30 protein-coding genes and 1 pseudogene are annotated in these 25,415 nt (G+C 74.2%); 8 read left to right on the top strand and 23 right to left on the bottom strand.

All coding sequences use genetic code 11. The features are described 5' to 3' along the window. From ACEQ2X_RS14430 to ACEQ2X_RS14400, 7 genes are all read right to left on the bottom strand, one after another. Positions 1-545 (bottom strand): dihydrofolate reductase family protein (locus tag ACEQ2X_RS14430; protein ID WP_370326521.1); only part of this gene is annotated, 545 nt, incomplete at its 3' end. After that, complete coding sequence (locus ACEQ2X_RS14425) at positions 542-1,507, bottom strand: helix-turn-helix domain-containing protein (RefSeq protein WP_370326520.1); 966 nt, start codon at positions 1,505-1,507, stop codon at positions 542-544. The genes ACEQ2X_RS14430 and ACEQ2X_RS14425, both read right to left, overlap by 4 nt. Positions 1,508-1,568: 61 nt before the next feature. Then, positions 1,569-2,300 (bottom strand): ABC transporter permease subunit, encoded by a 732-nt coding sequence (locus tag ACEQ2X_RS14420; protein ID WP_370326519.1) that lies wholly within the window; start codon positions 2,298-2,300, stop codon positions 1,569-1,571. Then, entirely contained in the window at positions 2,297-3,220 is a 924-nt protein-coding gene (locus tag ACEQ2X_RS14415; protein ID WP_370326518.1) for an ABC transporter ATP-binding protein, read from the bottom strand. Before ACEQ2X_RS14415 ends, ACEQ2X_RS14420 begins: the two co-directional genes overlap by 4 nt. Next, positions 3,217-4,116: an ABC transporter permease gene (locus ACEQ2X_RS14410; protein ID WP_370326517.1), complete on the bottom strand. Its 900-nt coding sequence runs from the start codon at positions 4,114-4,116 to the stop codon at positions 3,217-3,219. Before ACEQ2X_RS14410 ends, ACEQ2X_RS14415 begins: the two co-directional genes overlap by 4 nt. After that, a complete protein-coding gene (locus ACEQ2X_RS14405) occupies positions 4,109-5,038 on the bottom strand; it encodes an ABC transporter ATP-binding protein (protein WP_370326516.1) in 930 nt (309 codons plus the stop codon). Before ACEQ2X_RS14405 ends, ACEQ2X_RS14410 begins: the two co-directional genes overlap by 8 nt. Before the next feature lie 121 nt (positions 5,039-5,159). After that, a complete protein-coding gene (locus tag ACEQ2X_RS14400; RefSeq protein ID WP_370326515.1) occupies positions 5,160-6,893 on the bottom strand; it encodes an ATP-binding protein in 1,734 nt (577 codons plus the stop codon). A gap of 153 nt (positions 6,894-7,046) precedes the next feature. On the opposite strand from ACEQ2X_RS14400, the gene ACEQ2X_RS14395 reads away from it, so the two are divergent. From ACEQ2X_RS14395 to ACEQ2X_RS14385, 3 genes are read left to right on the top strand one after another with little or no spacing between them, the layout of a single operon-like run. Then, complete coding sequence (locus tag ACEQ2X_RS14395; protein ID WP_370326514.1) at positions 7,047-7,310, top strand: hypothetical protein; 264 nt, start codon at positions 7,047-7,049, stop codon at positions 7,308-7,310. Positions 7,311-7,331: 21 nt separating this feature from the next. Beyond that, complete coding sequence (locus tag ACEQ2X_RS14390) at positions 7,332-7,703, top strand: VOC family protein (RefSeq protein WP_370326513.1); 372 nt, start codon at positions 7,332-7,334, stop codon at positions 7,701-7,703. Then, a complete protein-coding gene (locus ACEQ2X_RS14385) occupies positions 7,700-8,122 on the top strand; it encodes a PPOX class F420-dependent oxidoreductase (protein ID WP_370326512.1) in 423 nt (140 codons plus the stop codon). The genes ACEQ2X_RS14390 and ACEQ2X_RS14385 overlap by 4 nt, the downstream gene beginning before the upstream one ends. Before the next feature lie 29 nt (positions 8,123-8,151). On the opposite strand, the gene ACEQ2X_RS14380 is transcribed toward ACEQ2X_RS14385, so the two are convergent. From ACEQ2X_RS14380 to ACEQ2X_RS14370, 3 genes are all read right to left on the bottom strand, one after another. Next, a complete protein-coding gene (locus ACEQ2X_RS14380) occupies positions 8,152-8,949 on the bottom strand; it encodes a DUF427 domain-containing protein (RefSeq protein ID WP_370326511.1) in 798 nt (265 codons plus the stop codon). A 76-nt stretch (positions 8,950-9,025) separates the two neighbouring features. Beyond that, positions 9,026-9,544: a Clp protease N-terminal domain-containing protein gene (locus tag ACEQ2X_RS14375; RefSeq protein ID WP_370326510.1), complete on the bottom strand. Its 519-nt coding sequence runs from the start codon at positions 9,542-9,544 to the stop codon at positions 9,026-9,028. 4 nt (positions 9,545-9,548) lie between these two features. Continuing rightward, positions 9,549-9,779, bottom strand: coding sequence for a helix-turn-helix domain-containing protein (locus ACEQ2X_RS14370; RefSeq protein ID WP_370326509.1), 231 nt, complete (start codon positions 9,777-9,779; stop codon positions 9,549-9,551). 120 nt (positions 9,780-9,899) lie between these two features. Between ACEQ2X_RS14370 and ACEQ2X_RS14365 the strand changes: the two genes are divergently transcribed. Beyond that, positions 9,900-11,492 (top strand): N-6 DNA methylase, encoded by a 1,593-nt coding sequence (locus tag ACEQ2X_RS14365; protein ID WP_370326508.1) that lies wholly within the window; start codon positions 9,900-9,902, stop codon positions 11,490-11,492. Between the two features lie 177 nt (positions 11,493-11,669). Here the strand turns inward: ACEQ2X_RS14365 and ACEQ2X_RS14360 are convergent, their stop codons facing one another. From ACEQ2X_RS14360 to ACEQ2X_RS14315, 10 genes are all read right to left on the bottom strand, one after another. Continuing rightward, positions 11,670-13,781: a cell wall-binding repeat-containing protein gene (locus ACEQ2X_RS14360; protein ID WP_370326507.1), complete on the bottom strand. Its 2,112-nt coding sequence runs from the start codon at positions 13,779-13,781 to the stop codon at positions 11,670-11,672. Between the two features lie 113 nt (positions 13,782-13,894). Then, positions 13,895-14,575: a GNAT family N-acetyltransferase gene (locus ACEQ2X_RS14355; protein ID WP_370326506.1), complete on the bottom strand. Its 681-nt coding sequence runs from the start codon at positions 14,573-14,575 to the stop codon at positions 13,895-13,897. Next, positions 14,575-15,297: a PIG-L deacetylase family protein gene (locus tag ACEQ2X_RS14350; protein ID WP_370326505.1), complete on the bottom strand. Its 723-nt coding sequence runs from the start codon at positions 15,295-15,297 to the stop codon at positions 14,575-14,577. The genes ACEQ2X_RS14355 and ACEQ2X_RS14350 overlap by 1 nt, the downstream gene beginning before the upstream one ends. Before the next feature lie 55 nt (positions 15,298-15,352). Next, positions 15,353-16,111: an energy-coupling factor ABC transporter ATP-binding protein gene (locus ACEQ2X_RS14345; protein WP_370326504.1), complete on the bottom strand. Its 759-nt coding sequence runs from the start codon at positions 16,109-16,111 to the stop codon at positions 15,353-15,355. Next, entirely contained in the window at positions 16,108-16,887 is a 780-nt protein-coding gene (gene cbiQ, locus ACEQ2X_RS14340; protein WP_370326503.1) for a cobalt ECF transporter T component CbiQ, read from the bottom strand. Before cbiQ ends, ACEQ2X_RS14345 begins: the two co-directional genes overlap by 4 nt. Further along, positions 16,887-17,924 (bottom strand): energy-coupling factor ABC transporter permease, encoded by a 1,038-nt coding sequence (locus ACEQ2X_RS14335; RefSeq protein ID WP_370326502.1) that lies wholly within the window; start codon positions 17,922-17,924, stop codon positions 16,887-16,889. Before ACEQ2X_RS14335 ends, cbiQ begins: the two co-directional genes overlap by 1 nt. 64 nt (positions 17,925-17,988) lie before the next feature. Beyond that, positions 17,989-18,417 (bottom strand): Fur family transcriptional regulator, encoded by a 429-nt coding sequence (locus tag ACEQ2X_RS14330; RefSeq protein ID WP_370326501.1) that lies wholly within the window; start codon positions 18,415-18,417, stop codon positions 17,989-17,991. Between the two features lie 115 nt (positions 18,418-18,532). Beyond that, a complete protein-coding gene (locus tag ACEQ2X_RS14325; protein WP_370326500.1) occupies positions 18,533-18,769 on the bottom strand; it encodes a hypothetical protein in 237 nt (78 codons plus the stop codon). A 91-nt stretch (positions 18,770-18,860) separates the two neighbouring features. After that, positions 18,861-19,364, bottom strand: a complete 504-nt coding sequence (locus tag ACEQ2X_RS14320; RefSeq protein ID WP_370326499.1) for a hypothetical protein — start codon at positions 19,362-19,364, stop codon at positions 18,861-18,863. An 81-nt stretch (positions 19,365-19,445) separates the two neighbouring features. Continuing rightward, positions 19,446-20,147, bottom strand: a complete 702-nt coding sequence (locus ACEQ2X_RS14315; RefSeq protein ID WP_370326498.1) for a cyclopropane-fatty-acyl-phospholipid synthase family protein — start codon at positions 20,145-20,147, stop codon at positions 19,446-19,448. Between the two features lie 97 nt (positions 20,148-20,244). On the opposite strand from ACEQ2X_RS14315, the gene ACEQ2X_RS14310 reads away from it, so the two are divergent. After that, on the top strand, positions 20,245-21,579 hold the full coding sequence (locus tag ACEQ2X_RS14310) for a GAF domain-containing protein (RefSeq protein ID WP_370326497.1): 1,335 nt from the start codon (positions 20,245-20,247) through the stop codon (positions 21,577-21,579). On the opposite strand, the gene ACEQ2X_RS14305 is transcribed toward ACEQ2X_RS14310, so the two are convergent. Next, positions 21,557-21,949 (bottom strand): pyridoxamine 5'-phosphate oxidase family protein, encoded by a 393-nt coding sequence (locus tag ACEQ2X_RS14305; RefSeq protein WP_370326496.1) that lies wholly within the window; start codon positions 21,947-21,949, stop codon positions 21,557-21,559. The genes ACEQ2X_RS14310 and ACEQ2X_RS14305 overlap by 23 nt on opposite strands. Positions 21,950-22,073: 124 nt before the next feature. On the opposite strand from ACEQ2X_RS14305, the gene ACEQ2X_RS14300 reads away from it, so the two are divergent. Continuing rightward, entirely contained in the window at positions 22,074-22,454 is a 381-nt protein-coding gene (locus ACEQ2X_RS14300; RefSeq protein ID WP_370326495.1) for a hypothetical protein, read from the top strand. A 27-nt stretch (positions 22,455-22,481) separates the two neighbouring features. Here the strand turns inward: ACEQ2X_RS14300 and ACEQ2X_RS14295 are convergent, their stop codons facing one another. Both ACEQ2X_RS14295 and ACEQ2X_RS14290 read right to left on the bottom strand, forming a co-directional pair. Further along, positions 22,482-22,802 (bottom strand): cell wall-binding repeat-containing protein, encoded by a 321-nt coding sequence (locus ACEQ2X_RS14295; RefSeq protein ID WP_370326523.1) that lies wholly within the window; start codon positions 22,800-22,802, stop codon positions 22,482-22,484. After that, positions 22,803-23,765 (bottom strand): annotated as a pseudogene (locus ACEQ2X_RS14290) (hypothetical protein); the annotation flags it as partial. It abuts the gene before it with no gap. A 98-nt stretch (positions 23,766-23,863) separates the two neighbouring features. On the opposite strand from ACEQ2X_RS14290, the gene ACEQ2X_RS14285 reads away from it, so the two are divergent. Next, positions 23,864-24,124: a hypothetical protein gene (locus tag ACEQ2X_RS14285; protein WP_370326494.1), complete on the top strand. Its 261-nt coding sequence runs from the start codon at positions 23,864-23,866 to the stop codon at positions 24,122-24,124. A gap of 294 nt (positions 24,125-24,418) precedes the next feature. Then, positions 24,419-25,414 carry a siderophore ABC transporter substrate-binding protein gene (locus tag ACEQ2X_RS14280; protein ID WP_370326493.1) on the top strand — a complete coding sequence of 332 codons (996 nt, stop codon included), beginning with the start codon at positions 24,419-24,421 and terminating at the stop codon, positions 25,412-25,414. Position 25,415 lies beyond the last annotated feature (1 nt).

Here is a 25,415-nt window from a genome sequence, read left to right as displayed (position 1 = left end):
CCGACGACCTCGTAGGTGGCGCAGACGAAAGCCCGGTTGCGGTCGACCGACGTCAGGCGGAGGTCGATCGGCCGGGGCAGCAGGGGCTTGCCCGCGCCGAGCGTCACCGCGGCGATGGACACCGCGATCTCGTCGAGCAGCCCCGCGGCGGCCAGGTCGGCGGCCAGGCCGCCCCCGCCGACGACCCAGATGTCGCGGCCGTCGGCAGCCGCCACGAGGTCGGCGTGCACCGCCGCCAGGCCGGCCTCGTCGTCGGCTGCTGCGAACCGGATGTCGGCCCCCTCCACCGGTGGCAGGTCGCGGTGGGTCAGCACCCAGGTCGGCACGTCGTAGGCCCACCCCTCCCCTGTCTGGTCCATGTGGGCCCGGATCCAGTCGTACGTCGTGGCGCCCATGACCAGCGCCCCGACGTCGGCCATGAAGGCGGCGTGGCCGAGGGGGCCGTCGGGGTCGTGGTCCTGGACGAAGAGCCAGTCGAGGCTGTCGTGGGGGTCGGCGAGGAAGCCGTCGAGCGTGGTGGCCGTGTAGTAGCGCGTGCGGGTCACTGGGTGCCTCCAGGTGCGGGGTCGTCGGAGCGGTCGATCAGCCACTGCAGGGGGTCGCCGTCGCCGGCGGCGGTCACCCCCGCTGCGCGGAGCAGCAGGCGGGCCCGCTGCCGGCGGGCCGCGGAGTAGGTCAGGACGTGGGCGACGACGCCGGCCAGCAGGAAGGACTCGGGCGGGTCGCACAGCGCGTCGACGAGCCGGTCGCCCCAGGCGCCGCGGCGGTCGATGTCGCGGATCGCGGCCAGCCAGCGCGGGGCCACGGCGTCGTGGCGGTCCAGAAGCGCCGTCGGGTCGCCGTCCGGGCGGGCCGGGACGTCGGCGCCCTCGATCGACGCGAGCCACACCTCCTTGGTGAACACGAGGTGGGCGAGGACCGCGGCGAGGGTGTCGTCGGGGCCGTCCCAGTCGAGCATCGCGTCACCAGGCTGGTGGACCGCGTGGAGCGCCTCGTCGTCGAGGTCGACCGCCAGGGCGAGCAGCGCACGGGTGTCCTCGAGGTCATGGGTGACCATGAGCGACGTGACCGCCCCGCCGCCGGGCGCGGGCTCGCCCTCGACCCACAGCGAGGCCGGCGGGTGGAAGTGGATGCCGTTGGGCGCGGTCAGCCAGTGCGCGGTCCGCCCGGCGGGCGCCGCCTCCCCGGCGGCCCGGTAGGCGCTGGGCGCGCAGCCGTACGCGCGGGCGAACGCCCTGGCGAAGCCGTCGACGGAGTCGTAGCCCGCGGCCTCGGCGGCCTCGTGGACCGCCGCGCCGCCGGCCAGCTGCCACGCAGCCCGCTCGAGGGCCACCCGGCGGCGCATCGCCACCGGCGGCTCGCCCGCGTCCCGGCGCAGCTGGCGCGCGAAGTGGAAGGGCGAGGCGTGCGCGTCCCGCGCCATCTCGCCGAGCGAGCGGTTGTGCTCGTCGAGCACCGCGTCGAGCAGCTCGCGCAGCCGGTCGCGGCCGGCGGGGGTCGAGGTCATGGGTCGAAGTGTGACCCGCCGGCGACCCCCGCGGTCCGACCGTCCTTGCGCACCTCGCGGGTCAGCTCTCCCCGCTGCCGACCCGGAGCGAGCGGAGCCGCTGCCCGGCGTAGGCGGTGGCCCCGACCGTGACGACGACGAGCAGCGCGATGCCGGTGCCGGTGCTCACCGCACTGGTCACCCCGAGGGCCTCCGCGCGTCCGCCGAGCAGCCCCTCGGTCACGGCGAGGCCCCACTGCTGGACGCTGAGCACCTGCGCGCCGGGGACGAACCCGCCGATGAGGGACTCCCAGATCAGGGCGTAGAGAAGGCCGATGACGACGGCGTTCCGGCTGACGACCGCCAGCAGGAGGAAGAGGGCGCAGTACGCGATGCCGGCGGCCACGGCCCCCACCCCGAAGGCGACGGCGAGGCCGTCCTCCAACCCCGCCACCACCACCCCGGCGAGCAGCGTCGGCACCGCCGCGACGACGGTGACCACGCCGATCGCCACGGCCAGCTTCGAGGTGACGATGGTGGGGCGCGGGAGCGGCTTGGCGAGGAGGTAGACCACCGAGCCGTCGTCGATCTCGGGGCCGATGGCGCCGGTGCCGGCGACCAGGGCCAGCAGCGGCACGACGGTCCCGAGAGCGAAGCCGCTGAGCAGCGCGACCGTGACCGTGAGGTCGTCCCCGGCCACGGATCGGATGACCACGGACAGGACCAGCAGGATGAGCGGGAGGATCGCGAGTGCGAGGACCCGGCGGCGGCCGAGGAGGCTGCGGGCGGTCAGCTGGGCGACGGTTGCGTTCACGGGCGTGCCACCAGGTAGGAGAAGACGCTCTCGAGGGATTCGTCGGCCGGGCTGACCTCGAACAGGCGGATGCCGTGGTCGGCGGCGAGCCGGGGCAGCGCGCGGGTGAACGTCGCGACGTCGGAGGCCTGCACGTGCAAGGCGCTGTCGGTGCCGTCCAGCAGCTCGATCCCCGTGGCGCCGGTGCCGGCGATGATCGCGGCAGCGAGCTGGCGGTCGTCGCCGGAGCGGACGACGTACCGGTGGGGTCGCTCGGTCATGAGCCGGCGGATGTGCCGGAAGTCCCCCGAGGCCGCGTGGCGGCCGGCGACCATGACCTGGATCTGCCCGGCGATCTGCTCGACCTCCTCGAGGATGTGGGAGCTGAACAGGATCGTCCGCCCGGCCGCGCCCATCTCGTCGAGCAGGTCCATCAGCTGGAGGCGCTGGCGCGGGTCCATGCCGTTGAACGGCTCGTCGAGGAGCAGCACCGGCGGGTCGTGCACCAGGGCGGTCGCCACCTTGATCCGCTGCTTCATGCCCTTCGAGTACGTGGCGATGTCCCGGTCGGCGAACTCGGCCATGTGCACGGTCTCGATGGCCCGCGTCGCGGCGGCCTCGGGGTCCGCCAGGCCGTGGAGCTCGGCGTTCGCGAGCACGAACCGCCCCCCGGACACCGAGTCGTACATGGCCTCCTGCTCGGGGACCAGCCCGATGCGCGTGTAGATGGCCTCGTTGCGCCACACCGCCTCGCCGTCCAGGGTCACCGTCCCGGCGGAGGGGGCGAGGAAGCCCGCCATCATGTTGATGAGGGTCGACTTGCCCGCGCCGTTGGGGCCGAGCAGGCCGGTGACACCCGGGCCGATCGACATCGTGACGTCGTTCACGGCGACGACGTTGCCGAACCAGCGGGACACCTGGTCGAGGGTGAGGACGCTCATGACACCGACACCGATCGGTAGCGGGCCAGCAGGGCTGCGATCGACCCGCCGACGAGGAGCAGGCCGACGCCGAGGAAGACGAGACTGCCGGCCCCGGGCGGGACGGGGAGGGAGCTGGTGGCGCCGAGCAGGCCGCTCTGCACCCCGTCGACAAGGGTGTAGGGGGAGAGGAGGCCGAGGTAGGCCACGCCCTCACCGGCCCCCTGCTCGATCGCGATCTCCTGGGTGACCGCCTGGACGCCGGACAGGACGACGAGGACCGCCACTATCGCCGCGACGGCGAGGCCGCGGCGAGGCGTGATCGCCGCGATGAGCGCGCCGAGCCCGGCGAGGATGCCGGCCAGCAGGGCGGTGCCGGCGAGCGCGCGGAGGAGGTCGGGGACCTGGTCGCCCAGCGGCAGCCCGACGACGAGGGCGCCGAGGAACATGATCACCAGCGGCGTGCCCATGAGCACCAGCAGCGCGGCGGCCATGGCACCGACCTTCGCGAGGACGTAGTCGGGGCGTTCGAGCGGTCGGGAGAAGTACAGCGACATGACCCCGAAGCGGAGGTCGCGGGACACGAGCGCCGGCGCCTGGGCCGCGACGAAGATCGAGATGACCACCTGCATGTTGAGCTGGTAGGACAGGTAGTCGGCGACGAGCTCGTCGGACCGGGTGACGGCGGTGATCGCGACGATCGCGAGGGCGGGGAGGCACATCACCGCCAGCAGGATCATCGGCATGACCTTCGACCGGGTGCTGCGACCGAGCCCGTAGGCGGCGCGGAGGCTCTCGGTGAACAACGACCGGCGGATGTAGCCGCGGCCGAGCCGCGGGCCGTCGTAGTGCCGGTAGCCGATGTCGTGGATGACGCCCTGGGCGTCGGCGGTGGCGGGGGCCGTCTGCTCAGCCATGGGTCGCAGCTCCCGTCGCGGCGGTCGTGGTAGCGGTGAAGATCTCTGCCATCCGATGGCGTCGTCGCTCCATGCGGATCAGGCCGAGCCCGGCGGCGACGACCGCGTCGCGGACGGCGTCGTAGGTCGCGTCGTCGCGCAGCTGCACCTCGATGAGCCGCCCCGCGGTCTGCACGTCGAGGCCGGCGCGCTGCAGGGCTGCGGCGACCTCGTCGTGGCGGTCGTCGACCTCGACGACCAGCACCTGGCTGGCGGCGGTGACGTCGGCGGTGGAGGAGGCGCGGAGCAGCCGGCCGGCGTCGATGACGACGACGTGGTCACACACCCGCTCGAGCTCGCCGAGGAGGTGGGAGGTCACCAGCACCGAGATGCCGAACTCGGCGCTGATCCGGGCGATCAGCCCGAGCATGTCGTCGCGACCGGCGGGGTCCAGCCCGTTGGTCGGCTCGTCCAGCAGGACCACCTCGGGGTCGTGGACCAGCGCCTGGGCGAGCTTGACCCGCTGGCGCATGCCGGTCGAGTAGCCCCCGATGGGCCGGTACCGCTCCTCGTACAACCCGACGTGGCGGAGGATGTCGGCCGTGCGCTCGCGGGCGGCGGTGGGCGGGAGGCCGGACATCCGCGCCATGTGCACGACGAGCTCGGTCGCCGCGACGTCGGGTGGGAGGCAGTCGTGCTCGGGCATGTACCCGACGCGCTCGCGGATGGCGGGCCCGTCCGCGGCCACGTCGAGGTCGAGCACGGTCGCGGTGCCGCTGGTGGCCGGCAGCAGGCCGAGCAGCATCTTGATCAGCGTCGACTTGCCGGCTCCGTTGGCGCCGATGAGCCCGACGACCCCCTCGCCGATGGCGACGGTCAGGTCCGACACCGCGGTCACCTGGCCGAAGCGCTTGGTGAGGCCGTCGGTGGCGATCAGGGTCACGCGGGATCTCCTCGGTCGGGGTCGTGGGGAGGACGACCGACAGCATCACCGCCTGCGGTCGGACCAGCCATGGGGGATCGCCCCCACATGACCCCGACGGGGCGTTCCCCGACGTGGACGGTCAGCCGCGGGTGAACGTGTCGGTGTCGAAGGGGTCGCCGCCCGCGAGGCCGGGCGCGCCCGCGACGTCCATCGCGACCTCCTCCGCCCGGGTCGCCCACGCGGGCATCGGGAAGTTCACGACGAGCGGCGCCGGGACGCGCGGCTGCTTCAGGATCATCGTGCCCGGGTTGATCAGCATCGCCCGGTCGCGCTGGGACTCGGGCATCCAGCGGTACTCGTTCTTCGACGCCTCGGCGGGGTCCATGCGGCCGACGACCTTGATCGAGGCGTTGGTGATGATCGCCTCGTCGACCGCGGAGGCGGTCTGCTGGGCGCCGATGAGGATCATCCCGAGGGACCGTCCGCGCTCGGCGATCTCGACGAGGGTCGACTTGATGGGTGAGTTGCCCTGCCGGGGGGCGTACTTGTTGAGCTCGTCGAGCACGACGAACAGCAGCGGGTCGCGGGTGCCCCGCGCCTCCTTGGCCGCGAACTCCTGGGTCAGCAGCGCGCCGACGACGAAGCGCTGGGCCCGACCGGACAGCGGGGTGAGGTCGACGACGTTGACCTGCTCGTCGGAGCTCATGACCCGGACCCGGTGGCGCTGCCAGCCGTCCTGGTCGCCGCGGATCAGGTGGGCGACGTGGTCCGCGGCGGAGTCGAGCCGGCGCATGAACGCCCCGATCGACCCGGAGGTGGCGAACCGGCCGACCCACTGGGGGTCCTCGTCCTCGGCGTAGTCGCGGATGATCCGGACCAGGTCGGCGAAGGTGGTGGCCTGCTCCACGCCGATCTGGACCCCTCCCTGGGCGAGGGGGGTGGCGAACCGCTCGAGGGCGGTCGCGACGTTGCGGGCGACCGCGGTGTACTGCTGGCGCTCGTCGTCGGTGTCGGCGAAGAGCAGGCTGAGCATGCCCTCGGCGCAGAAGTCCGCCAGCGACCACCAGTAGGCGCGGACCTTGTCCTTGCGGGCGCTGGCGGGGGTGGGCGATGCCGCCCCCTTCACCGGGGGCGACCAGAACGCGACCGAGCCGAAGGGTTGCGCGGGCAGGCCGACCTCGGCCCATCTGGCCCGCTGCTCGACGCTGAGCCGGGCGTTCGGCTGGTCCAGGTACAGCAGGTCCTGGCCCTTCACGTTGAAGATCAGCGATCGGGCGTGCTTTCCGGAGGGGCCGAGCACGGTCGAGCCGTCGTGGAACAGCGCGTGCAGCAGGAACGTGGCGTAGGACGTCTTGGTCGCCACGCCGGAGACGCCGGAGATGTTCACGTGCGCGCCGCTGGTCCCGTCGACGAAGTCGGCGTCCACGAAGACCGGTCCACCTGCGCGGTGCAGACCCGACGCGAGGCGTCGCCCCGGCTCGATCTTGTCGAGGAACATCGCCTTGTCGCGCTGACGGCCGGCGACCTTGTGGACCTCGTTGCCGGGGATCGGCGGCAGGAACACCTCCGGCTCGATCCGGGTGGTGAGGATCGTCGCGACCTCCGATGCCCGGCCGTACATCTGCCCGGCCATGACCCGCTCGACGTCGGAGTGGTGCTCGAGCCCCTCGTGGAAGCCCCGCACCTCGGTGACCACGCCGTACAGCTCGATGTCGGACTGCCCCGGGACGGGCCGGCGGACCGCGACGATGTCGTCGAGCTGGAGGAACTGGCCGGGCCCCACGTGCACGTGGAACTCGAGCGGCCGGGCGGCCTCGGTCCCGATGACGCGGCCGGCGGGCGTGGTCTGGGCATCGGGGGTGGGGACATCCATGACCCTCACGATAGGCAGCAGGTGCGACAACGCCGAGCACCTGCACCGGTCGTCCCAGACGGGTCGACATGGGATATGGTGACCTCGCCGCACGCGTCGAGGTGCGCCCGGGACGTCCGGGAAGGGCACGGCCCACTCGTTCATGAGGCTCCCATGGACGAACTCGAGAACATCCGCAAGCGTGCGAAGCACTTGGTGCGCGACCACCGGGCGGGGCTGATCACCGTGCCGGAGCGGATCCGGCAGCACGCGCCGCGGTTCGCCGGCATGACCGACCTCGAGGTCCTGGACGCCCGCTTCACGCTGCGGGACGCACAGCAGGTGCTGGCCGCCGAGCTCGGTTTCCCCACGTGGGAGGAGCTGACGGCCGCGACCGATCTCCCGGAGGCTCGACCGGCCCCGTGGCGGGGGACGTGACGGGCGTTCGCCCAGGTCTTCGTGCGGGCGATCCCTCCCTCGATCGAGTTCTACGCCGACGTGCTGGCCTTCCGCGTGGACTACGTCTACGGCGTCCCGCCGTTCCACGCGCAGCTGAGCCGTGACGGCGTGGCGCTCAACCTGCGCCGGAAGACCGACCCGCCGTGGCCGGCGCCCCCTCCCGAGCCCGATCTCCTCGCCGTCCGGTTCGAGGTCGACGACGTCAGGGCTCTCTACCTCGAGGTGCGGGAGCGCGGGGCGCGGCTCCACCACCCCCTCCGCCGTGAGCCCTGGGGCCAGCGCACCTTCGTCGTCGCCGACCCGGACGGCAACCTGCTGTCGTTCGGCTCGCACATGCCCGTCACCCCTCCGCCGGAAGGACCCTCCCGATGAGCTTCACCCAGGCCGAGCGCGACTACCTCACCGCGCAGCCCCTCGCCCGCATCGCCACCGTGGACGCGGGGGGCCAGCCCGACGTCGTGCCGGTGGCGTTCGAGCTCGACGACGACGTGCTGTGGATCGGCGGCGGCGGCGAGTCGTTCCTCTCCACGAGGAAGGTCCGCAACGTGATGGCGGGCCGCAGGGACGTCGCGCTGGTCGTCGACGACCTCGCCTCGCTCGACCCGTTCGTCGCCCGCGGCATCCGGGTGTACGGCCACGCCGATGACCCCGTCGAGCGGACCGGTCTCATCGGGCCCGGCTGGTACGTGCGGATCACGCCGACGGTCTCGTGGAGCTGGAACCTGGCCGGCGAGCCGGCCGGCGCCGAGTGGTACCCCATGCCGCGGAGGGCGCACGACCAGGAGCGGTGACCGGTCCCCCCTCCACCCGAGCGGCGTGATCAGCCGGGCAGCTCGACCCCGTCGACCTCGGTGGTCACGCCGTCGCCGAGGAGGCACAGGTGGCCGGCGGCGGGGAGGGCCTCGGCGAACGGCGTCTCGTAGCTCCACGCGATGTCGTGGCCCGAGCCGTCACGCAGTGACCAGTAGGAGGCATCCCCCTTGTAGGGGCAGTGGGTCCGCGTGGTGGACGAGGTCAGCAGGTCGGTGCGCACGTCGCCGGCGGGCAGGTAGAACCGGTTCGGCAGACCCGTCTCGCTGACGACGACCGGGCGGGTCGACTCGGCCAGGACCACGTCGCCGTGGCGGACCACGACGTGCCGGCTGGACCGCCGCGCGTCGACCCGGTGGTAGGGGTCGCGGAGGTGGCCGTGCACCTGCTCGTCCTCGTCGAACCAGGCGTCGAGGCGGTCCCAGTAGAAGGCCTGGTACCCCTCGAGCCAGGCGGCCGCTGCCTTCGGGTCGGGGTAGCCCCACACCGCGTCGGTGGCGGTGCGGTCGCCCACGCGGATCGACCAGTAGCGGGCGTCGCCCTTGAACGGGCAGTGAGTGGTGTGGTCGGAGTCGACCAGCAGGTCCGCGCTGACGTCGGCGGTGGGGACGTAGAGGACGGGCAGCATGTTCGACTCGTGCAGCAGCCGCCCCTCGACGGTGTCGAGCACCACCTGGCCGGCGAACACCGCGCGCACCCGCCGCGGGAACGGCGACAGGAGCAGCCGGTGCGGCGGCCCGTCGACGGTGTAGTTCGTCTGCTCGGGCGGGGTGGTCGTGAGGGGGCCGTCGCCGAGGGTCAGGGTCATCGCGTCCTCCGGGGGATCGTCGCGGTCGCCGTCGCCCGACCGTAGCCGCGCGGCCCGCGCCCGGACCCCGGTGAGCTCAGGCCGCGGCGCGCCGTTCGGCGATCCCCTGCTCGACCAGGCCGCGGTCGATGCCGGACGCGCGGAGGAGGTCCGCCGCCTCGCCGCCCTCCCGGAACAGCGCGAGCAGGATGTGCTCGGTGCCGATGTACCCGTCCTTGCGGGCGAGGGACTCGCGGAGGGACAGCTCGAGCACCTTCTTCGCCGGCTTGGTGAAGGGGATGTGGCCCTTGGGCTTGCGGGCAGCGCGCTCGAGGGCGCCATCGCCGAAGGTCTCGGCGACCTGGTCGCGGACGGCGTCGAGGTCGATGCCCAGCGTGCGCAGGACCGCCGCGTCCGAGGCGTGTCGCAGGTGCTCGCGGAGCCGGGGCCCGTCCAGCCCGGCGGTGCGCAGGATGTCGCCGGCCATCTGGTCGGTCCCCTCCGCCATGGCGAGCAGGATGTCGGTCGGGCGGATGGTCCGCTGGCCGAGGTCGCGGGCGACCTGCTGGGCCCGGACGACCACGTCGCGGGCGTTGTCGGTGAACCGCTCGAACACGTCCTCATCTCCTCCGCAGCCGGCTGCGCGCGTGCTTCTTGTGGACCGCCTGCTTGGAGACCCCGAGCGCATCGGCGATCTGCTGCCACGACCAGCCCTGCTCGCGGGCGTTGTCGACCTGCAGGACCTCGAGGTCATCGGTCAGGTCCCGGAGCGCGGCGACGGCGCGGAGGCCGATGGCGGGGTCGCGGCTCGACGCCTCCCCTGCGGCGGTCATCACCGGTGGTGCGGTCATGTGTCAACTGTAGTTGACGGCCGATGGAGTGTCAACCACCGTTGACGGCGTGCCGCACGACCCGCCCTCGGTGTGTCGGGAGACCCGTCAGGATGACGGGTGTCCCGACACACTGGCGGGGTGGGTCCCCACGACGACGTCACCGCCGCCGAGGTGCTGGCCGCGCTGTCCCGGCTGGACGAGCCGCCCGAGCTGATCCTCGCCGCGCTGGCCGCGGCCCTCGGAGGATCGGCCGACCGGCTGCCCGCGGTCGACGCGCTGGTGGCCCGCCTCCCCACGGACGTGCGGACGCCGTGGCTGCTGGGCCGGGCCCGGGAGGTCCTGCACGACCCGGCGGCCCGGACCGCGCTCGGCGCGTGGTTCACCCCGCCGGACGTGGCCAGGGAGCTGGTGGCGTGCGCCACGTCCGACCCGCCCGCCCGGGTGGTGGACCCCGCCTGCGGCGGTGGCGCGTTCCTGCTGGCGGCGCACGAGCGGTGGCCGGCGGTCGAACTCGTCGGCGTCGACGTCGACCCGTTGGCGGTGGAGACGACCCGGCGGGCGCTCGACCTCGCCGGCGCGACCGACGTCCACGTGCGCGTCGGCGACGGGCTGGCGCCGCGGGAGGCGATGCCGGGCGACCTCGTCCTCACCAACCCGCCGTTCCGCTCCCAGCTGAGCGCCCGGACGGCACGGTCGCCGGACCGGCGTCGGCAGCTGGAGGCGTGGCTGGGCCCCGCGGCCCGCGGGTACGTCGACGACGCCGGCCTGTTCCTGCTGGCGGTCGCCCGGGACCTGGAGGTCGGAGGGGTCGCTGTGCTCGTCGTGCCGGAGGCGGTGCTGGCCGCAGCCGGTGCGCAGGCGGTCCGTGAGTCGGTCGGTTCCACGTGTGACGTGGAGGTCGTGTGGCGCGACCGCGACGGCGCCTTCCCGGGGGTGCCCACCTGCGCCGTGCGGCTGGTCAGGCGGCGCGAGGGTGGGCCGGGGACTCCGCCGGGGACGTGGACCCCCCTGCTCGCTGCGGATGTCCCCGCCGTGGCGGTCCCCGGAGCGCGGGTGATCGGCGACGTCGCGATGGCCTCGGCGGACTTCCGCGACGCCTACTACCTCCTGGCCGACCACGTGGTCGAGGCGGCCGAGGCCCCCGAGGGCCGCCCCGTCGTGACCGCCGGGCTGATCGACCCCGCGCACCTCCGCTGGGGTGAGGTGCCGGCGCGGTTCGCGAAGCGGCGTTGGCGGGCGCCCGCGGCGCGTGCCCTGCCGGCGGGGTTCGCAGCGGCGCGGCTGGGCCCGAAGGTGCTGGTGGCGACCCAGAGCCGGGTGCTCGAGGCGGTCGTGGACGCCGACGGCGGGTGGATCCCGTCGACGCCGGTCATCACGGTCCGGACGGACAGGCCGTGGCACGTCGGCGCCGCGCTGACGAGTCCCGTCCTGACCGCCGTCGCGGCACGACGCCACGCCGGTGCCGCCCGAGCCCGCGGCGCGCTGAAGCTGAGCGCGGCGCAGGTCCTGTCCCTCCCCCTCCCCCGTGGTCCGTCACCCGCATGGGACGCCGCCGCGGACGCCTACCGCCGGGCCCACGACGCAGACGATCCTGTGGCCCGGCACGAGCTCGTCGTGGCCTGCGGACGGGCGATGGTGGCCGCGTTCGACGTCGATGACGAGGCGCTGGTCAGGTGGTGGGTTGCCCGGTTGCCCCGCCGCGCCGCACGGATCGACCACCACGAGGGGTGAGACCCACCTCCGGGGGGTGATCCGCGCAGGTCACGGGCACGGGGCTCCACGGATCGACCACGCCGGCGACCTCCTCACACCTCTCCAGTGGTCGATCCGTGCGTTTGGGGTGGGGGGGTGGGGTGGGGGGTTGGGGTGGGGGGTTGGGGTGGGGGGTTGGGGCGGGTGCGGGTGCGGTCAGCAGGTGTCGAGCTCGTCGAGCTGGACCGCGGCGGGGTGGCTGATGACCGAGCCGGCGCCGATGAGGGCCAGGTCGACCTCGGTGCAGCCCGTGACCATCGCCGCGGTCGGGTCCGGGACGACGTCGCCGTTGACCATCAGCAGCGGGGCACCGGCGTCCGACGCCATCCCGGCGGCGGCCAGCCCGTAGGCCCAGCCGTCGGGGTCGAACCCGTCGATGATCGTGAAGCGGCGCGGGCCGGAGTCCGCGGCCTGCCACAGGGAGGCGGCGATCGCCGCGGCGGTGCCGGTCCGCTCGGAGGCGGCGATCCGGACCGGGTTCGGCACGGCGCCGGCCACCGCGTCGGACAGCGCGGCGGTTCCGCCGAACAGCACGGTCCGGTCGATGCCGTTGGCGGACAGCCACGCGGCGACGTCGGGGTGCAGGGCCGCGGTGTCCGTCACCAGCGTGGGGACGCCGGTGGCCGCGCCCCACGCCCCTCCGGTGACCGAGTCCGCCCACCCGGCGGTCGGGTTGTCCGCGGGTCCGCCGGCGCGGGCGAGCGCCACCGCGGTCGTGCCGGGTGCGACCTGGCGCACCCGGTCCGCGACGGCGATCGCGGTCTGCACGCGGGAGGGACCGGCCAGGCGGTCCACGACGTAGCCGAGGGCGGTCAGCTCGGCCTCGACCTCCTCCGACACCGCGTTCACTCCGCCGAGGACGTGGACGGTGCCGCCGGGCGGCAGGACCCGCTGGATCTCCATCCGGGTGCCGGCGTGCAGCTGCCCGGTCGGGGTGAACAGCAGGGGTCCGTCGGCGGTGAGCGTCGCCCCGGCGAGGGAGTCGGGGAACTCGTCGTCGCGGGAGAGCACGACGCGGCCGGCTGCGCCGTCGGCGAAGCGCGCGCGGGAGATCGCGAGGCCCATGGCGATCGGGTCGCTGACGTTGACCCGCTCGGTCGTGGCGGGGTTGCCGTCGAACGCGCCACGCGGCTCCGTCGGGTCGACCGGGCTCGGCTCCGGCACCGCACCCGGGGGGAGGGGCTCGGTCGGCGGGTCCGTCGGCTCGGTCGGCGGGTCCGTCGGCTCGCCGGGGGCGGCACCGAGGGGTGCGGCGCTCCAGTCCGGCGAACCGCCGACGCCCAGCGACACGGCAGCGGCGAACCCGCCCTCGCAGTCGGTGTCGAGCCCGGTGGCCATGAACAGCTCCCCGGAGCCGGTGCCCTCCTCGCCCTCGCGCACGAGCTCCCACACGAGCGAGGACCCGTCGGGCGACCACTCGGGGTTCCGGAAGGACCGGGTGTCGGAGAAGCTCGGCTCGGGGCCGACGATCTCACACGAGAAGGTCGGCGCGGCGGGTGGCGGGCCGGTCATCTCGAAGACGTAGAGGCGGGAGCCGACCGGCACCCAGGCGATGCCGGGCAGGGCGACGACGACGCGGTCCTGCGCGGTCGTGACGTCCGCCATCGACGGGAAGCAGCCGAGGTTGTCGTCCCCGGCCTGGGTGGGGGCGGTGCACGGCTGGAACCAGTTCTGCAGCGCCGCGCCCGACGGGCCGTAGGTCGCCACCCAGGGGGTGCTGTCGTCGTCGTAGTCGATGAGGAACGCCCGATCGGTCGAGTAGGTCGCGTCCGCGGAGTCGAACGCCGGGTTGGCGACCGGCGCCGGGTCCCGGCCGTCGGCGTAGGCGAAGTCGACGGTCGGGGCCACGACGAAGCCCTCGGGCGTCTGGTAGCTCTGGTAGGTGGTGTAGGTGAACACCTCCCCTTCGGCGCGCACGTCGAGGTCCTGGAAGTTGCCGCCGGGGACGCTGAACGGGCCGTCGAGGACCGTCCCCTCCTGGTCCATCCGCACGACCTGCCCGCCCTCACCACCCGTGACCGCGACGATGCGGCCCTGGTCGTCCTGGGACGGGAACAGGTAGGGCGCCGCGGCGGTCCCGTCGGTCGTGACGGGCCGCGCGGTGGAGGGGTCGTCGGCCGCCATGATCCAGACGTCGTGGTCACGGGTGAAGACGATGCTCCCCGTGGCCGCGGCGCTCGCCGGAACCGCGACGAGGACGGCGGCGACCAGCGCGACGGCGATGGCGGCGACGGATGCGCCCGTCGCGCGAGTACGGCTCGATGTCATGCCCACGGGTCCACCCCTCTGGTGTCGGCTGCGAGACGAGCGGACGCTACGCCCGACCCGGAGCAGGCACAACGGCCTGTGATCGCTTCGTCACCGATCCCCCGGCGGCGACGTCAGCGGCCCTCGGCAGGGCGCCGCCACAGTCCGTGGACGGTCCAGCCGCGGTCGTGGAAGCCGGCGGCGTCGGCGACGCGGGCCGACGCGGTGTTGGCCGGGTCGTGCAAGTAGGTGGGGACGCCGCCGTCGGCCAGGATCCGGCGGGTGGCGGTCACCACGAGCCGGCGGGCGAGGCCCTTCCCCCGCGCGGCCGGCGAGGTGACCACGGCGATCTCCCGACCCACCGGGTCGTGGACCTTGATGCCGACGCCGGCCAGGTACCCCCCGCGCGGGTCCATCGCCACCAGCCGCGGCCCGTTGAACGGCGCGAGCCACGACGGCAGGCGGGCGTCCTGGGTCGGCACCCAGGTCCCGGTCGACGGCAGGGGCGCGGGCAGGTGGGTCCAGCGGAAGACGCCGGTGCCGAACACCGCGCCGTCCATCCCGAGCAGCGGGGCCAGCCGGTCACCCAACCCCGGGTCGGCGAGGTCGGTCCCGATCACCCGCCGGACGTCGTCGACCGCAGAGGGCGGGACCGCGATCACGTGGCGCTCGCCGTCCCCGACCCCGAGCAGCGGGCGGACGGACCCGTCCCAGGTCGGGCGGTCCCGGGCGGGGTCGCCCACGACCTGGACGGTGGCGCGCGGCGGCCACTCCCCCACCCAGGCGCGCAGGTGGGCCGTCAGGCGGTCGGCCATCACTCGAGCTCGATGACGTGGTAGAGCTCGGCCAGGCGGCCCTCAGCCAGACCCCCGGCCGCCGCGGAGTCGGCCATCCAGGCGCGGACCCGGTCGGCCATCTCGTCGACGCGGTGGGCGGTCTGGCTGACGTGCTCGCGCAGCGCCGCGATCTTGTCGTCGAAGGCATCGGTGACGTCGACGGCGTGCCGGGCCCCGGGGTGGGCCATGACGAAGACCTCCTGCACCACCCACGGGTCGAGCCCCTCCTCGAGCAGCTCGGGGAACGCGAACGGGTTGCGCGCGGCCGGGTAGATCGCGCGGATGCACGCCTCGCCGGCGGCCATGTGGTCGGGGTGGCTGGCCGGCAGCCGGTCGTAGTTCCGCTCCGGCGACTGGATCAGCATCCGCTGGGGGCGGACCTCCCGGATGACGCGGGAGATGTCGCGCACCAGGTACGCCGTCGGCTCCACCCAGCCGTCCCGGTAGCCGTCGAGGAACCGGACGTCGGTGACGCCGAGGACGGCCGCGGCCGCCGTCTGCTCGGCCTCGCGGATGCCGCCCATCAGCTCGCGCGGGGTGTCGTCGAACCCGCCCTGGTCCCCGCGGGTGATGAGCAGGTAGGTGACGTCGACACCGGCCCGGACCCAGCGGGCCACCGTTCCCGCGCAGCCGAAGTCGATGTCGTCGGGGTGGGCGCCCACGACGAGGGCGCGCTCGATCTCCGCATCAGGTCTGGGCATCGCCGGCAGTGTGACCGGTCCGGCGCGACGGCGCAGCAGCGCGGCACGCGACGGGCTAGCGCCGGCGCCGCTCGAAGCCGAGGCGGGGGTCGAACCCCAGGGGCAGCTCGAGCCGGTTGGCGGCCAGCACGGCCTCGTCGGACAGGACGTCCACCACCCTCCCGTCGGCGACCACCCGGCCGGCGTTGACGATCGCCGCCCGGTCGCACAGCTCCAGGGCGAAGGGCAGGTCGTGGGTGATCAGCACCTGGGTGATCGCCAGGCCGGCGAGGACCTCGGCGAGCTCCCGCCGGCCGGCGGGGTCCAACCCGGACGTCGGCTCGTCGAGCACCAGCACGTCAGGCCGCATCGCCAGGACGGTCGCCAGGGCGACCCGGCGCCGCTCCCCGCCGCTCAGGTGGTGGGGGGCGCGGGACGCGAGGTCGGCGGCCCCCACCGCGTCGAGGGCCTCCTTGACCCGCAGCTCGAGGTCGGGTCCGCGCAGCCCCAGGTTGGCGGGTCCGAAGGCCACGTCGTCGGCGACGCGGGGCATGAACAGCTGGTCGTCGGTGTCCTGGAAGACCATCCCGACCCGACGGCGGATCTCCCCGAGGTTCGCCGGCACCACGGGCATGCCGCTGACCTCGACGACGCCCTCCTGCACTGCGTGGATGCCGTTGAGGTGCAGCGCCAGCGTCGTCTTGCCCGCGCCGTTGGGACCGAGCAGGGCGATCCGCTCGCCGACGCCGACCTCGAGGTCCACGCCGTCGAGCGCCCGGCGCCCGTCGGGGTAGGTGAACGCCAGGTCGGCGATGCGGAGCGTGGGCGGCGTCACAGGCCGCCCAGGGTACGGGTGGCGGCGGCCGCGAGGAGGGCGAGGAGCGCGAGCAGGGGCAGGGCGGCCGCGGCGGCCCACTCGCCCCGCCCCGCGCGCCGGTCGTCGAGCACGGGCATGGTCCCGTCGAAGCCGCGGGCCAGCATCGCCGCGTGGACCCGCTCACCCCGCTCGTAGGAGCGGACGAACAGGGCGCCGGCCGAGCTGGCGATCGGGCGGGCCTGCCACAGCCAGCGCGGGTCATAGCCGCGGGCGGTCATCGCGGTGCGCATGCGGCCGAGCTCGCCGGTGAGCACCTCGAGGTAGCGCAGCATGAACGTGGCGATCGCCGTCATCACCGTCGGGACGCGAAGGCGGTTCAGGCCCCGCATGATCGCGGTGGTCTCCGTCGTGGCCGCCAGGACCACGGTCGTCGTGACCCCCAGCACGGCCTTGCACAGGATCGTCCGGGCGGCGACGAGCCCCTCGGCGGACACCGCCACGCCGAGCACCTCGGTCCGCGGGCCGGTGGCCACGAACGGGATCAGCGCGACGAAGGCGATGAAGGGGACGACGACGAGGGCGCGGCTCGCGACGAAGCGCACGGACAGCCGGGCCGTCCGTGCGACGGCGGCCAGCACGACGGCATGCCCGGCGAACGCCCAGCCGAGGTCGGCGGGGGTGAGGGCGACGACGGTCACGAACCCGAGCGCCGCGGCGACCTTCGCCTCGGGCGCCATCGCGTGCACGCGCGAGTGCCCGTGGACGTACAGGGCGTGGGCGTGGCCGGCGCCCATCAGCGTCCGCGGGTCATGCGGGTGCTGGCCGGTCGGTCGGCTGCGGCTCGCCCGGCGTGCCGCCGCGGGGGACCTCGGTCGCGCAGGGCGAGGACCAGCCCGCCGGTGACGAGGAGGGTGAGCAGCACGCCCGTCACCCCGGCGACTGCCAGGCTGAGCTGCTCGTCGTCGACGCCGGCGGTGGCGTAGTCCGCGAAGATCGACGAGCCGAGGGCGTGCTCCTCCGCAGCGGAGATGAAGCCCTGGTCCTCCGCGACCCGCTCCAGCCCGTCGGGGTCGTCGACGGCGAACTGGCTGACGACGGTCGCGATGACCACGGTGACGGCCAGCCCCGTCAGGGCGAACGCACGCAGGCCCAGCCGGGGGCGGTCCGCGAGCTGGAGCCGATCGAGGTCGGACGCGCCGTGGACCAGGTCGGGGCGTGCCGCGAGGACCGCGCCGACGGCCATCCCGGTGATGATCCCCTCGCCGATGCCGATGAGGAGGTGGACGCCCACCATCGCGCCGAAGACGGTGTCGAAGGGGATCGGGGCGGAGGCGCCGAAGAGCCACTCGAGGCTGAAGGCCGCGGCGCTGAGCACGACGCTGATCCCGCCCGCGAGGCCGGCGGCCACGACCACCCCTCCCCCGTTGGCGGGGAGGATGCGCCGCAGCAGCCGGAAGGCCGCGTAGCCGCCGAAGCTGGTGACGACCGCCATGTTGAGGACGTTGTAGCCCAGGGCCGTCAACCCGCCGTCGGCGAACCCGAACGCCTGGACCACGACGACCACGGTCACGGCGAGCGTCCCCATCGCCGGGCCCAGCAGGATCGCGGCGAGGGCGCCGCCCAGGAGGTGCCCGGTCGTGCCCGCGGCGACGGGGAAGTTGACCATCTGCGCGGCGAAGATGAAGGCCGCCGCGATGCCGGCCAGCGGGATCTGGGACTCCGACAGCCGGTCCTTCGCCTGGCTCGCGAGGGAGGCGCCGACCGCGCCGATCGAGATGGCTCCGGTGGCTGCGGCGGTGCCGACGGTCAGGAACCCGTCAGGTGCGTGCATGGCGTCGTCGTCCTGTCATCGGGAGCGGGTCGGCGCGAAGCTTACTGCGATCTGTTCGCAGTTGTCACGGGCCGTCGGCGCAGTCCGCGCAGACGCCGGTGACGCTCAGCTCCACGGACTCCGCGTCGAAGCCGTGCCCGGACGCCAGGTGGTCGCGCACCGACTGCACCAGCGTCCCGCGGTGGTGGTCCACCGTGCCGCAGGTCCGGCACACCAGGTGGAAGTGCTCGTCGGGGTGGGCGAGCTCCCAGCGGCTCGCCTGGTCGCCGGCCAGCCGCGACTGGCGGACCAGGTCGAGCTCCTCGAAGAGGCTGAGCGAGCGGTAGACCGACGCGAGGTTGACGGTCGCGTCGATGCGAGCGACGCGCTCGGCCAGCTCGTCGGCCGTCAGGTGCCCCTGGGACTCCGAGAGCGCGCGCCACACGGCCCTCCGGGGACCGGTGACCCGGTGCCCCCCAGCGCGGAGGATCGCGGCGACATCGGGTGCTGCCATGCTCGAGCGAATGGTACCGGCGCAGACGGGGGAAGCCCCGGCACGGGCAGTGCCGGGGCGGGGAACGGGGTGATGGCCTCCTGCGCCACCGCCCCCGTGGGGACGCTGGCGGCCCCTAGCGGGGGATGGCCGCCAGCCAGACGGCCTGCTCGGCGCGTCGCCGCTCCTCCGCTGCCCGTCGGAGGGCGTGGTCGGTCATCCCGTGGTCGTGGAGGGTCTGGTCGTCCTGGGGGATCGCGATCTCGGCGGTGTCGGCCTCGTCCGGCGCCCGCCCGTCCGGGACGCGCGGGGACTCGGGAACCGGTCCGACCTGGCTGCGTCCGACCTGGCTGCTGGGGTCTCGCTGGCTCATGGCTCGCCCTCCCGTGGTGGTGATCCCACCCTCTCCCCGCACGGGGGCCGGGTCACGTGGCCGGCCGACCCACGGACGGATGGCCGTCTGGTCAGCCTCGGCGCCGCAGCACCCGGTACGCCGCCGCCGCGGCCAGCCCGTACGCCAGGTGCGCGCCGAGGTCCTTGGCGAGCTCCTCCGCCTCGTAGTCCCAGATCGGCTGGTAGAAGCCGGCGGCGCCGAGGGTCAGGTAGCTGTTGAGGAAGGCGGTCATGCCGGTGGCGAGCCCGCCGGTGACCACGCCGCGCTCGTCGTGCAGCAGCGCGTGCCCGACGCCGTAGCTGATCCCGGTCAGCCAGTGGACCACGTCGGTGGTCACGCCGGCCGCGTCGTCGGGCAGGTCCACGCCGATGGCCTCGGCCACCGCCTCCCCGACCTGGCCGGGGGTGGAGGCCTCGTCGAAGGACCCCGTCGATCCGGTCGAGAGGTCCCACTCGACCGGACCGGCATCCCCACCGCCCTGGCGGTAGCGGCGGTACCACACCGCGTCCATGGCGGCGGTGCCGATCACCCCGGCGGCGGCGCCGGCGATGATCCGTCGGATGGTCGATGGCATGCGTTGCTCCGATCTGTGCGGCTACCCGCGCACCCTTCCCTGCGACGGCGTCCGCTGATCAAGCTCCGGCGGGCGGGGCGATCAGGTGCGGCGCAGCACCAGCCAGGCGAACCCGACGACGCCCCGGTAGCGCCGGTACTCCTCGCGGCGCTCCGCGGCGTAGGCGCGGGCGGCGTCGGTCCCGACCGCCTCCACCCCGGCGGTCCACGCGGCTTCGAAGGCGTCCCACTCCTCCGCGGTGGAGCGGTCCACGTCCTCGACGGTCCACGACTCCATGGCCGCCCACTCGAGCAGCTGGTCGGTGTCGGGCATGTCGCCGAACACCTCCCGGTGCCAGGCGTCCGGCCGCCGCTCCCACACGCCGTCACCGACGAGCGCCAACCCGCCGCTCGGCACGAGCTCTGCCAGGCGCAGCAGCATCGCGGCGGTGCCGCCCAAGGCGTGCGAGGACGCGACGCAGATCGCGGCGTCACAGGACCCCTCCCACTCCGCCGCATCGGCCTCGGCGAAGGTGACCCGTCCGGCGAGCCCCGCCTCGCGCGCGCGATCGCGGGCGGCATCCAGCGCGGCCCGGTCGAGGTCCACCCCGATGCCGCGCGTGCCGGGCGCGGCGGCGAGGACGCGCAGGAGCAGGTCCCCGCGGCCGCAGCCCACGTCGAGGACCGTGCCGGGGGCCTCGACGGCCAGGCCATCGGCGATCGCGTCGATGCGCGCAGGCGAAGCCGGCGCGTTCACGGCCAGGGCCGCCGCACCGGCCTGTCGCAGCGCCGCCCGCTCGTCCACCGCGGCAGCGTACGCCAGGCCATCGGGGCGGGTGCGGTGGCACGGCGCAGTCCTAGACTTCACAGCGTCAGGTCGGGTGCACGGAAGGTGGGGATAGGTGGGTCAGACGGTCGGGGACGGGGGAGCGGTCGACAGGGCGGGGGACCGCCTCGAGCGCCTGGTGGCCATCGCCGGCCGGTTGAGCACCGCCGGGTCCACCGAGGCCGTCTCGCGCGAGGTGGTGGACGCGAGCGCCGAGGAGCTCTCGGCACAGCGGGTCGCCGTGATGGTCGTCGACGAGTCCGGCGACCAGCTGCGGATGATCGCGACCGCCGGCGTGGACCCGCTGGTGGTCGAGGTGTACGGGGACGTGGACGTCGCCGCGGACCTGCCGGCGAGCGAGGTCGTGCGCACGGGCGAGCTGTTCGTGACCCGCAGCCGCGCCGAGCTCGACCGCCGCTACCCGGTCCTCGCGGACGTGCCGATGCCCGCCTCGATGGTCGTGGCCCCCCTGCGCGCGCCGGACGGGAGCGCGGTCGGGATCCTCTCGATCGGGTTCGCCGAGGAGGGGCGCGAGGTCGACGCGCCGACGATGCAGTTCATCCAGGGCCTGGCCGACATGTGCGCACAGGCCCTGCACCGGATCCGGGTGGAGGACCAGCTCCGGGAGGTCCTCGTCCAGCAGCGGTTCCTGGCCGACGCCGGCGCGCTGCTGATCAGCTCCCTCGACCCGACCGAGGTCATGGACCAGGTCGCCCGGCTCGCGGTACCCGCCGTCGCCGACATCTGCGCGGTGTGCCTGGGGGACGGCGACGCCCTGCGGGTGGCGGCCATCGCCCACGCCGACCCCGATCGCCAGCCCGTCGTCGAGCACCTCGCGGCGCGCTCGGAGATGGTCACCCACGAGGGGCTCATCGCCCTGTGGCGCGAGGGCGAGGCGACGGTGACCGCCGAGGTCGACTGGACCGCCGCCGTCGCCGCCGCCGAGGACGCCGAGCACCGCTCGCTGCTGTCCGCGCTCGAGGTGACGTCGGCGCTGGCGGCTCCGCTCGTCGCCCGCGAGCAGCGCCTCGGCGTGCTGATCCTGATGACCACCACGTCTGACCGGCGACTGGGCCCCACCGACCTCGCGCTGGCCGAGGACCTCGCAGGCCGGGCCGCGCTGTCCCTCGCCAACGCGCGGATGCACTCCGACCGGCTGGAGCTGACGGAGAACCTCGAGCGGGCTCTCCGCAACCGGGTCGTCGTCGAGCAGGCGAAGGGCGTGCTGGCCGCCCGCCTCGCGGTCACGCCGGACGAGGCCTTCGAGCCGCTCCGCGCCGCCGCCCGTGCCCGCCGGCAGTCGGTCTACCTCCTGGCCGAGGAGGTCCTCCGCGGCGCGGTGGACGTCGCCGAGCGGGTCGCTGGAGCCGACCGGACCGACGACGAGGTCAGACGATCCGACGTCCGGTGATGCTGGCGGGGGTGACCGCGACGGTGCGGCTGTGCCGGTCGGCCCAGGACCGCAGCAGCTCGGTCAACCCGGCGCGCTCCTCGCTGTCCCGGACCTCGCGGGCCTTGCCGCGCACCAGCACGCTCCACCCCTCCTGCCAGGCGGGATCGACGTCATCGACCTCGAAGGCGACTCGCTCGTTCATGATCGCCGCGCTCCACATCGAGCCGGCGTCGGTGTGGAAGACGATCTCGCCCCCGACGACCCGGTAGTTGACCGGCAGGACGGTCGGCCCGTCCTCGGTGGTGAAGCCCAGCCGCCCCACGTGGGTCGGGTGCGACTGGAGCAACCGGAGGCACTCGTCGACGGTCATCTCGTACAGCTCGGCCATGTCGCCTCCGGGGTGTCTCGTCGTCTGCCCATCGTGTCCGATCGGACGAGGAGGGGGAGGGGTCCGAGGTCCCGCTCCCGACGGGACCATCGACCCGGTTCCCGGTGAGGCGTAGCGTGCGGACATGAGGTGGTGGCGGCGGCGGTCGCCGGCGCGGGGGCGCGCGCCGTCGGCGATCGGGCGCGCACGTCGGGTGGAGATCAGCCACCTGACCGGCGTCGTCCTCCACCTCCCCCAGGGCGGCCCGGCGGCCATCCGCGGGACGATGCGGCGGTGGGTCGTGACACCCGACGGCATCACCCGCGCCCCTGACGTCGTCGGCGTCCACGTCGTCGGGGTCCCGCTCCGGTCGGTCGGGTTCATCGCCCGCCGTCAGCTCGGCGGGCTGCCGATCGCCGTCGAGCAGGTCAGGACCACGACGTGGCGACGGCGCACCCGCGTGGTGGTCGGCGACCCGGACTCGGTCCGCCTGCCCTTCGGCGACGACCCGCCGGACGCCCGCTGACGGGACGGCGTGCGGGTGCGACCCCGCTCAGGAGCCCCGGGCGGCGTCGAGCACGGCCTGGCACACCGCCGACTCCCCGCCGAGCGCCAGCACCCGGGCGGGGTCGAGGCGGGCGATCTCCTCGGCGACCTGCGGCGGGAGCGTCCCGCAGCTCGGGACCAGCAGGATCGGGCCGTCGGTGAGCACGCCGCCGGCGACCGCGTCGACGACGACGTCGGCGCGCGCCAGATAGGCCGTCGCGGCCCCCGCGGGGAACTGCCGCTGGGAGATGGCGATGGCCGTGTCGATCCGGGTCGGGCCGGCCAGACGACCGCCGTCCCGGAGGCTGGTGTCCGGCCCCTCCCCCACCTGGCGTGCCGCCCCGGAGTCCGCGGCGACCTGCAGCGGCGCGGTGTCGACCGCCTCCCAGGCCGACCCGGGGATCTCGCGGAGGGTGCGCAGGTCGTCGTTCGCCCAGCGCTCGTCCGGGACGCCGGAGATGAACCACGGCGACCCGTTGTCGGCGAGGATCGCGCCGTGGGTCTGCAGCGCGACGACGATCGGGCGGACCTGGTCGGGGAAGTCCGCGGGGTCGATGGCCGCCGAGAGCCGGAACCGGGCGCCCATCGGCGGCAGGCTCGGGTCGTCCGCCGCCCCCGCCTGGTGGCGGGCGGGCCAGATGTGGGACCGGTCGGTCTGCGGCGCGGTGATCCGGATCGCGTGGTCGATGACCCCGCTCGCCACCTCGTCGTAGCGGACCAGGCCGGGGAGGATCGGCAGGCCGGCAGCGTCCGCCGAGGTCCAGCCCTCCGGCCGCAGGTCGTTCGAGTTCAGGTCGAACACCGCACCCGATCCGGCGGTCCACCCCTCCCCTGCCGCCGGCGGGTGGGCGTCGAACAGCTCGTAGAGCGTGCAGGTGTCGCGGTCCACGATCAGGACGTGCCGGTCGCCGTCGGCGTCGGGGCCGCCCTCGATGCTCGGGTCGGGGGGGATCGGGTAGGGGCCGGGGTCGCTCTCGTCGGCGTAGGTGAACGTCACGGGCACCCGCTCGGTGTCGGCGTCGACGACGTCGTAGGGGATGCCGATGGGCCCGCCGTCGTAGGTGCCGGAGCCGAAGTCGGGGTGGATCGGATCGTCCGCGCCGATGGCCGCCACCCAGTCCGCGGAGCGGGGGTGCACGTCGAGGTCGTCGACCGGGGTGTTCCAGACCGAGTCCGCGGGCAGCACGGGGCAGTCCGGTGCGTCGGGCAGGGTGGCCGCGGTGGCGCCGGTCGGCGCGGGGGCGCAGGCCGCCGCCAGCAGGAGGAGGGGCAGGACGATCAGGTGGCGCATGGTCAGAGCCTGGCACCCGACGGGCAGCGGAGTGGTGACGTCCTGGTGGCGTCAGGCGGGCATGATGGCGTCGCACCCCTCCGGCCAGGAGCCAGCCGATGCTCTTCCTCGCCCACGTCGCGGGTGACCATCCCGACGACGTCCTCGCGAGCGACCCCGACGGGCCGTGGCGCGAGGTGTTCCCGCTCGCCCCCGGACTCGCGTTCCTCGACAGCGACCAGTCGCGGTCGCGGGTCTACCACGCCCTGAAGGACCACCTCCCGTCGGGCACGCCGCTGCTGGTCGCCGAGCTGCACGAGGTGCCGAAGTTCAAGGGGATGGCACCGGGTGCCCTGGCGTGGGCGCGGTCCCGTGCCTGACGGGGGGGTCGTGGCGACGACCGAGGAGCTCGGCTTCCGCCGCCTGGGCGACGACGACCTGCCGCTGCTGCACCGCTGGCTCAACGAGCCGTGTTCCCCCTGCACCCGGCCTGGACCCAGGTGTGCGCATCGCAGTACGCGGCGAACGTCGCGTCGTGCCGTGCGCTCGCGGCGGCGGGGTTCGCGGTCCGGGGGACGTTCGCGGACGAGGACGGCGAGTGCACCCTGTACGTCCGATCGCCCCTGAGACACAGATTTGGTTAGGTTGTCCTAAGGAGCGTAGGGTGCCCCGCCATGTCACGCACCCTGCTGAGCCTGCTCGCCGTCCTGCTCCTGGTCGTCTCCGCCTGCGGCGGCGCCGACGACACGTCCTCGACCGAGGTCGCCGAACCCGCAGAGGAGACCGAACCCGCAGAGGAGGAGGCGGCCGACGGGGGGACCGTCACGATCGAGCACTACTCCGGCACCGACGAGGTGCCGGTGGACCCCGAGACCGTCGTCGTGATGGACCTCGGCGTCCTCATGTCCCTCGATGCCCTCGGGATCACCCCGGACGCGTTCGGGTCCCTCGGCACGCCCCTGCCGCCGGGCTACGCCGAGGTCGCGGAGAACCCCGACTTCGCCCCCGTCGGCACGGCCTTCGAGCCCGACTACGAGGCGATCAACGCCCTCGAGCCCGACCTCATCCTGGTCGCCACCCGCTCCTCCGCCACGTACCCGGACATGAGCGAGATCGCGCCGACCGTCGACCTCACCTTCGCCGAGGACGTCGACTTCATGACCGCCTTCCGGGACCGGCACACCCAGATCGGCGAGATCTTCGGGGTCGAGGACGAGGTCGCCGCCCAGCTCGACGAGATGGACCGGCGCATCGAGGAGATCGCCGCGCAGACCGGGGACGCCGGCGAGGCGCTGGTCGTGCTGACCGCCGGCACCGAGGTGTCCGCCTACGGGCCTGGGTCGCGCTTCGGACTGGTCCACGACGTGCTCGGCTTCGCCCCGGCCGACGAGTCGCTCGCCCGGGACGAGACCCACGGCGAGGCGGTGTCCTTCGAGTTCATCCTCGAGGCCGAACCCGACGTCATGTTCGTGATCGACCGCTCCGCGGCGATCGGCGAGGAGGGGGCGGAGAGCGCCGAGGCGATCCTCGACAACGACCTGGTCGCCCAGACCCCCGCCGCTGTGGAGGGGCAGATCCACTACGTGGACGGGGCCGACTGGTACCTGGCGTTCAACTCGATCCCGGGCGTCCAGGGCATCCTCGACGACGTCGAGGATGCACTCGGCTAGC

This window comes from Euzebya sp. (assembly GCF_964222135.1).
In the GTDB taxonomy this organism is placed as follows: domain Bacteria; phylum Actinomycetota; class Nitriliruptoria; order Euzebyales; family Euzebyaceae; genus Euzebya.
Note: the sequence above shows the minus strand (reverse complement) of the source record. Positions and strands in the feature narration are given on the sequence as shown.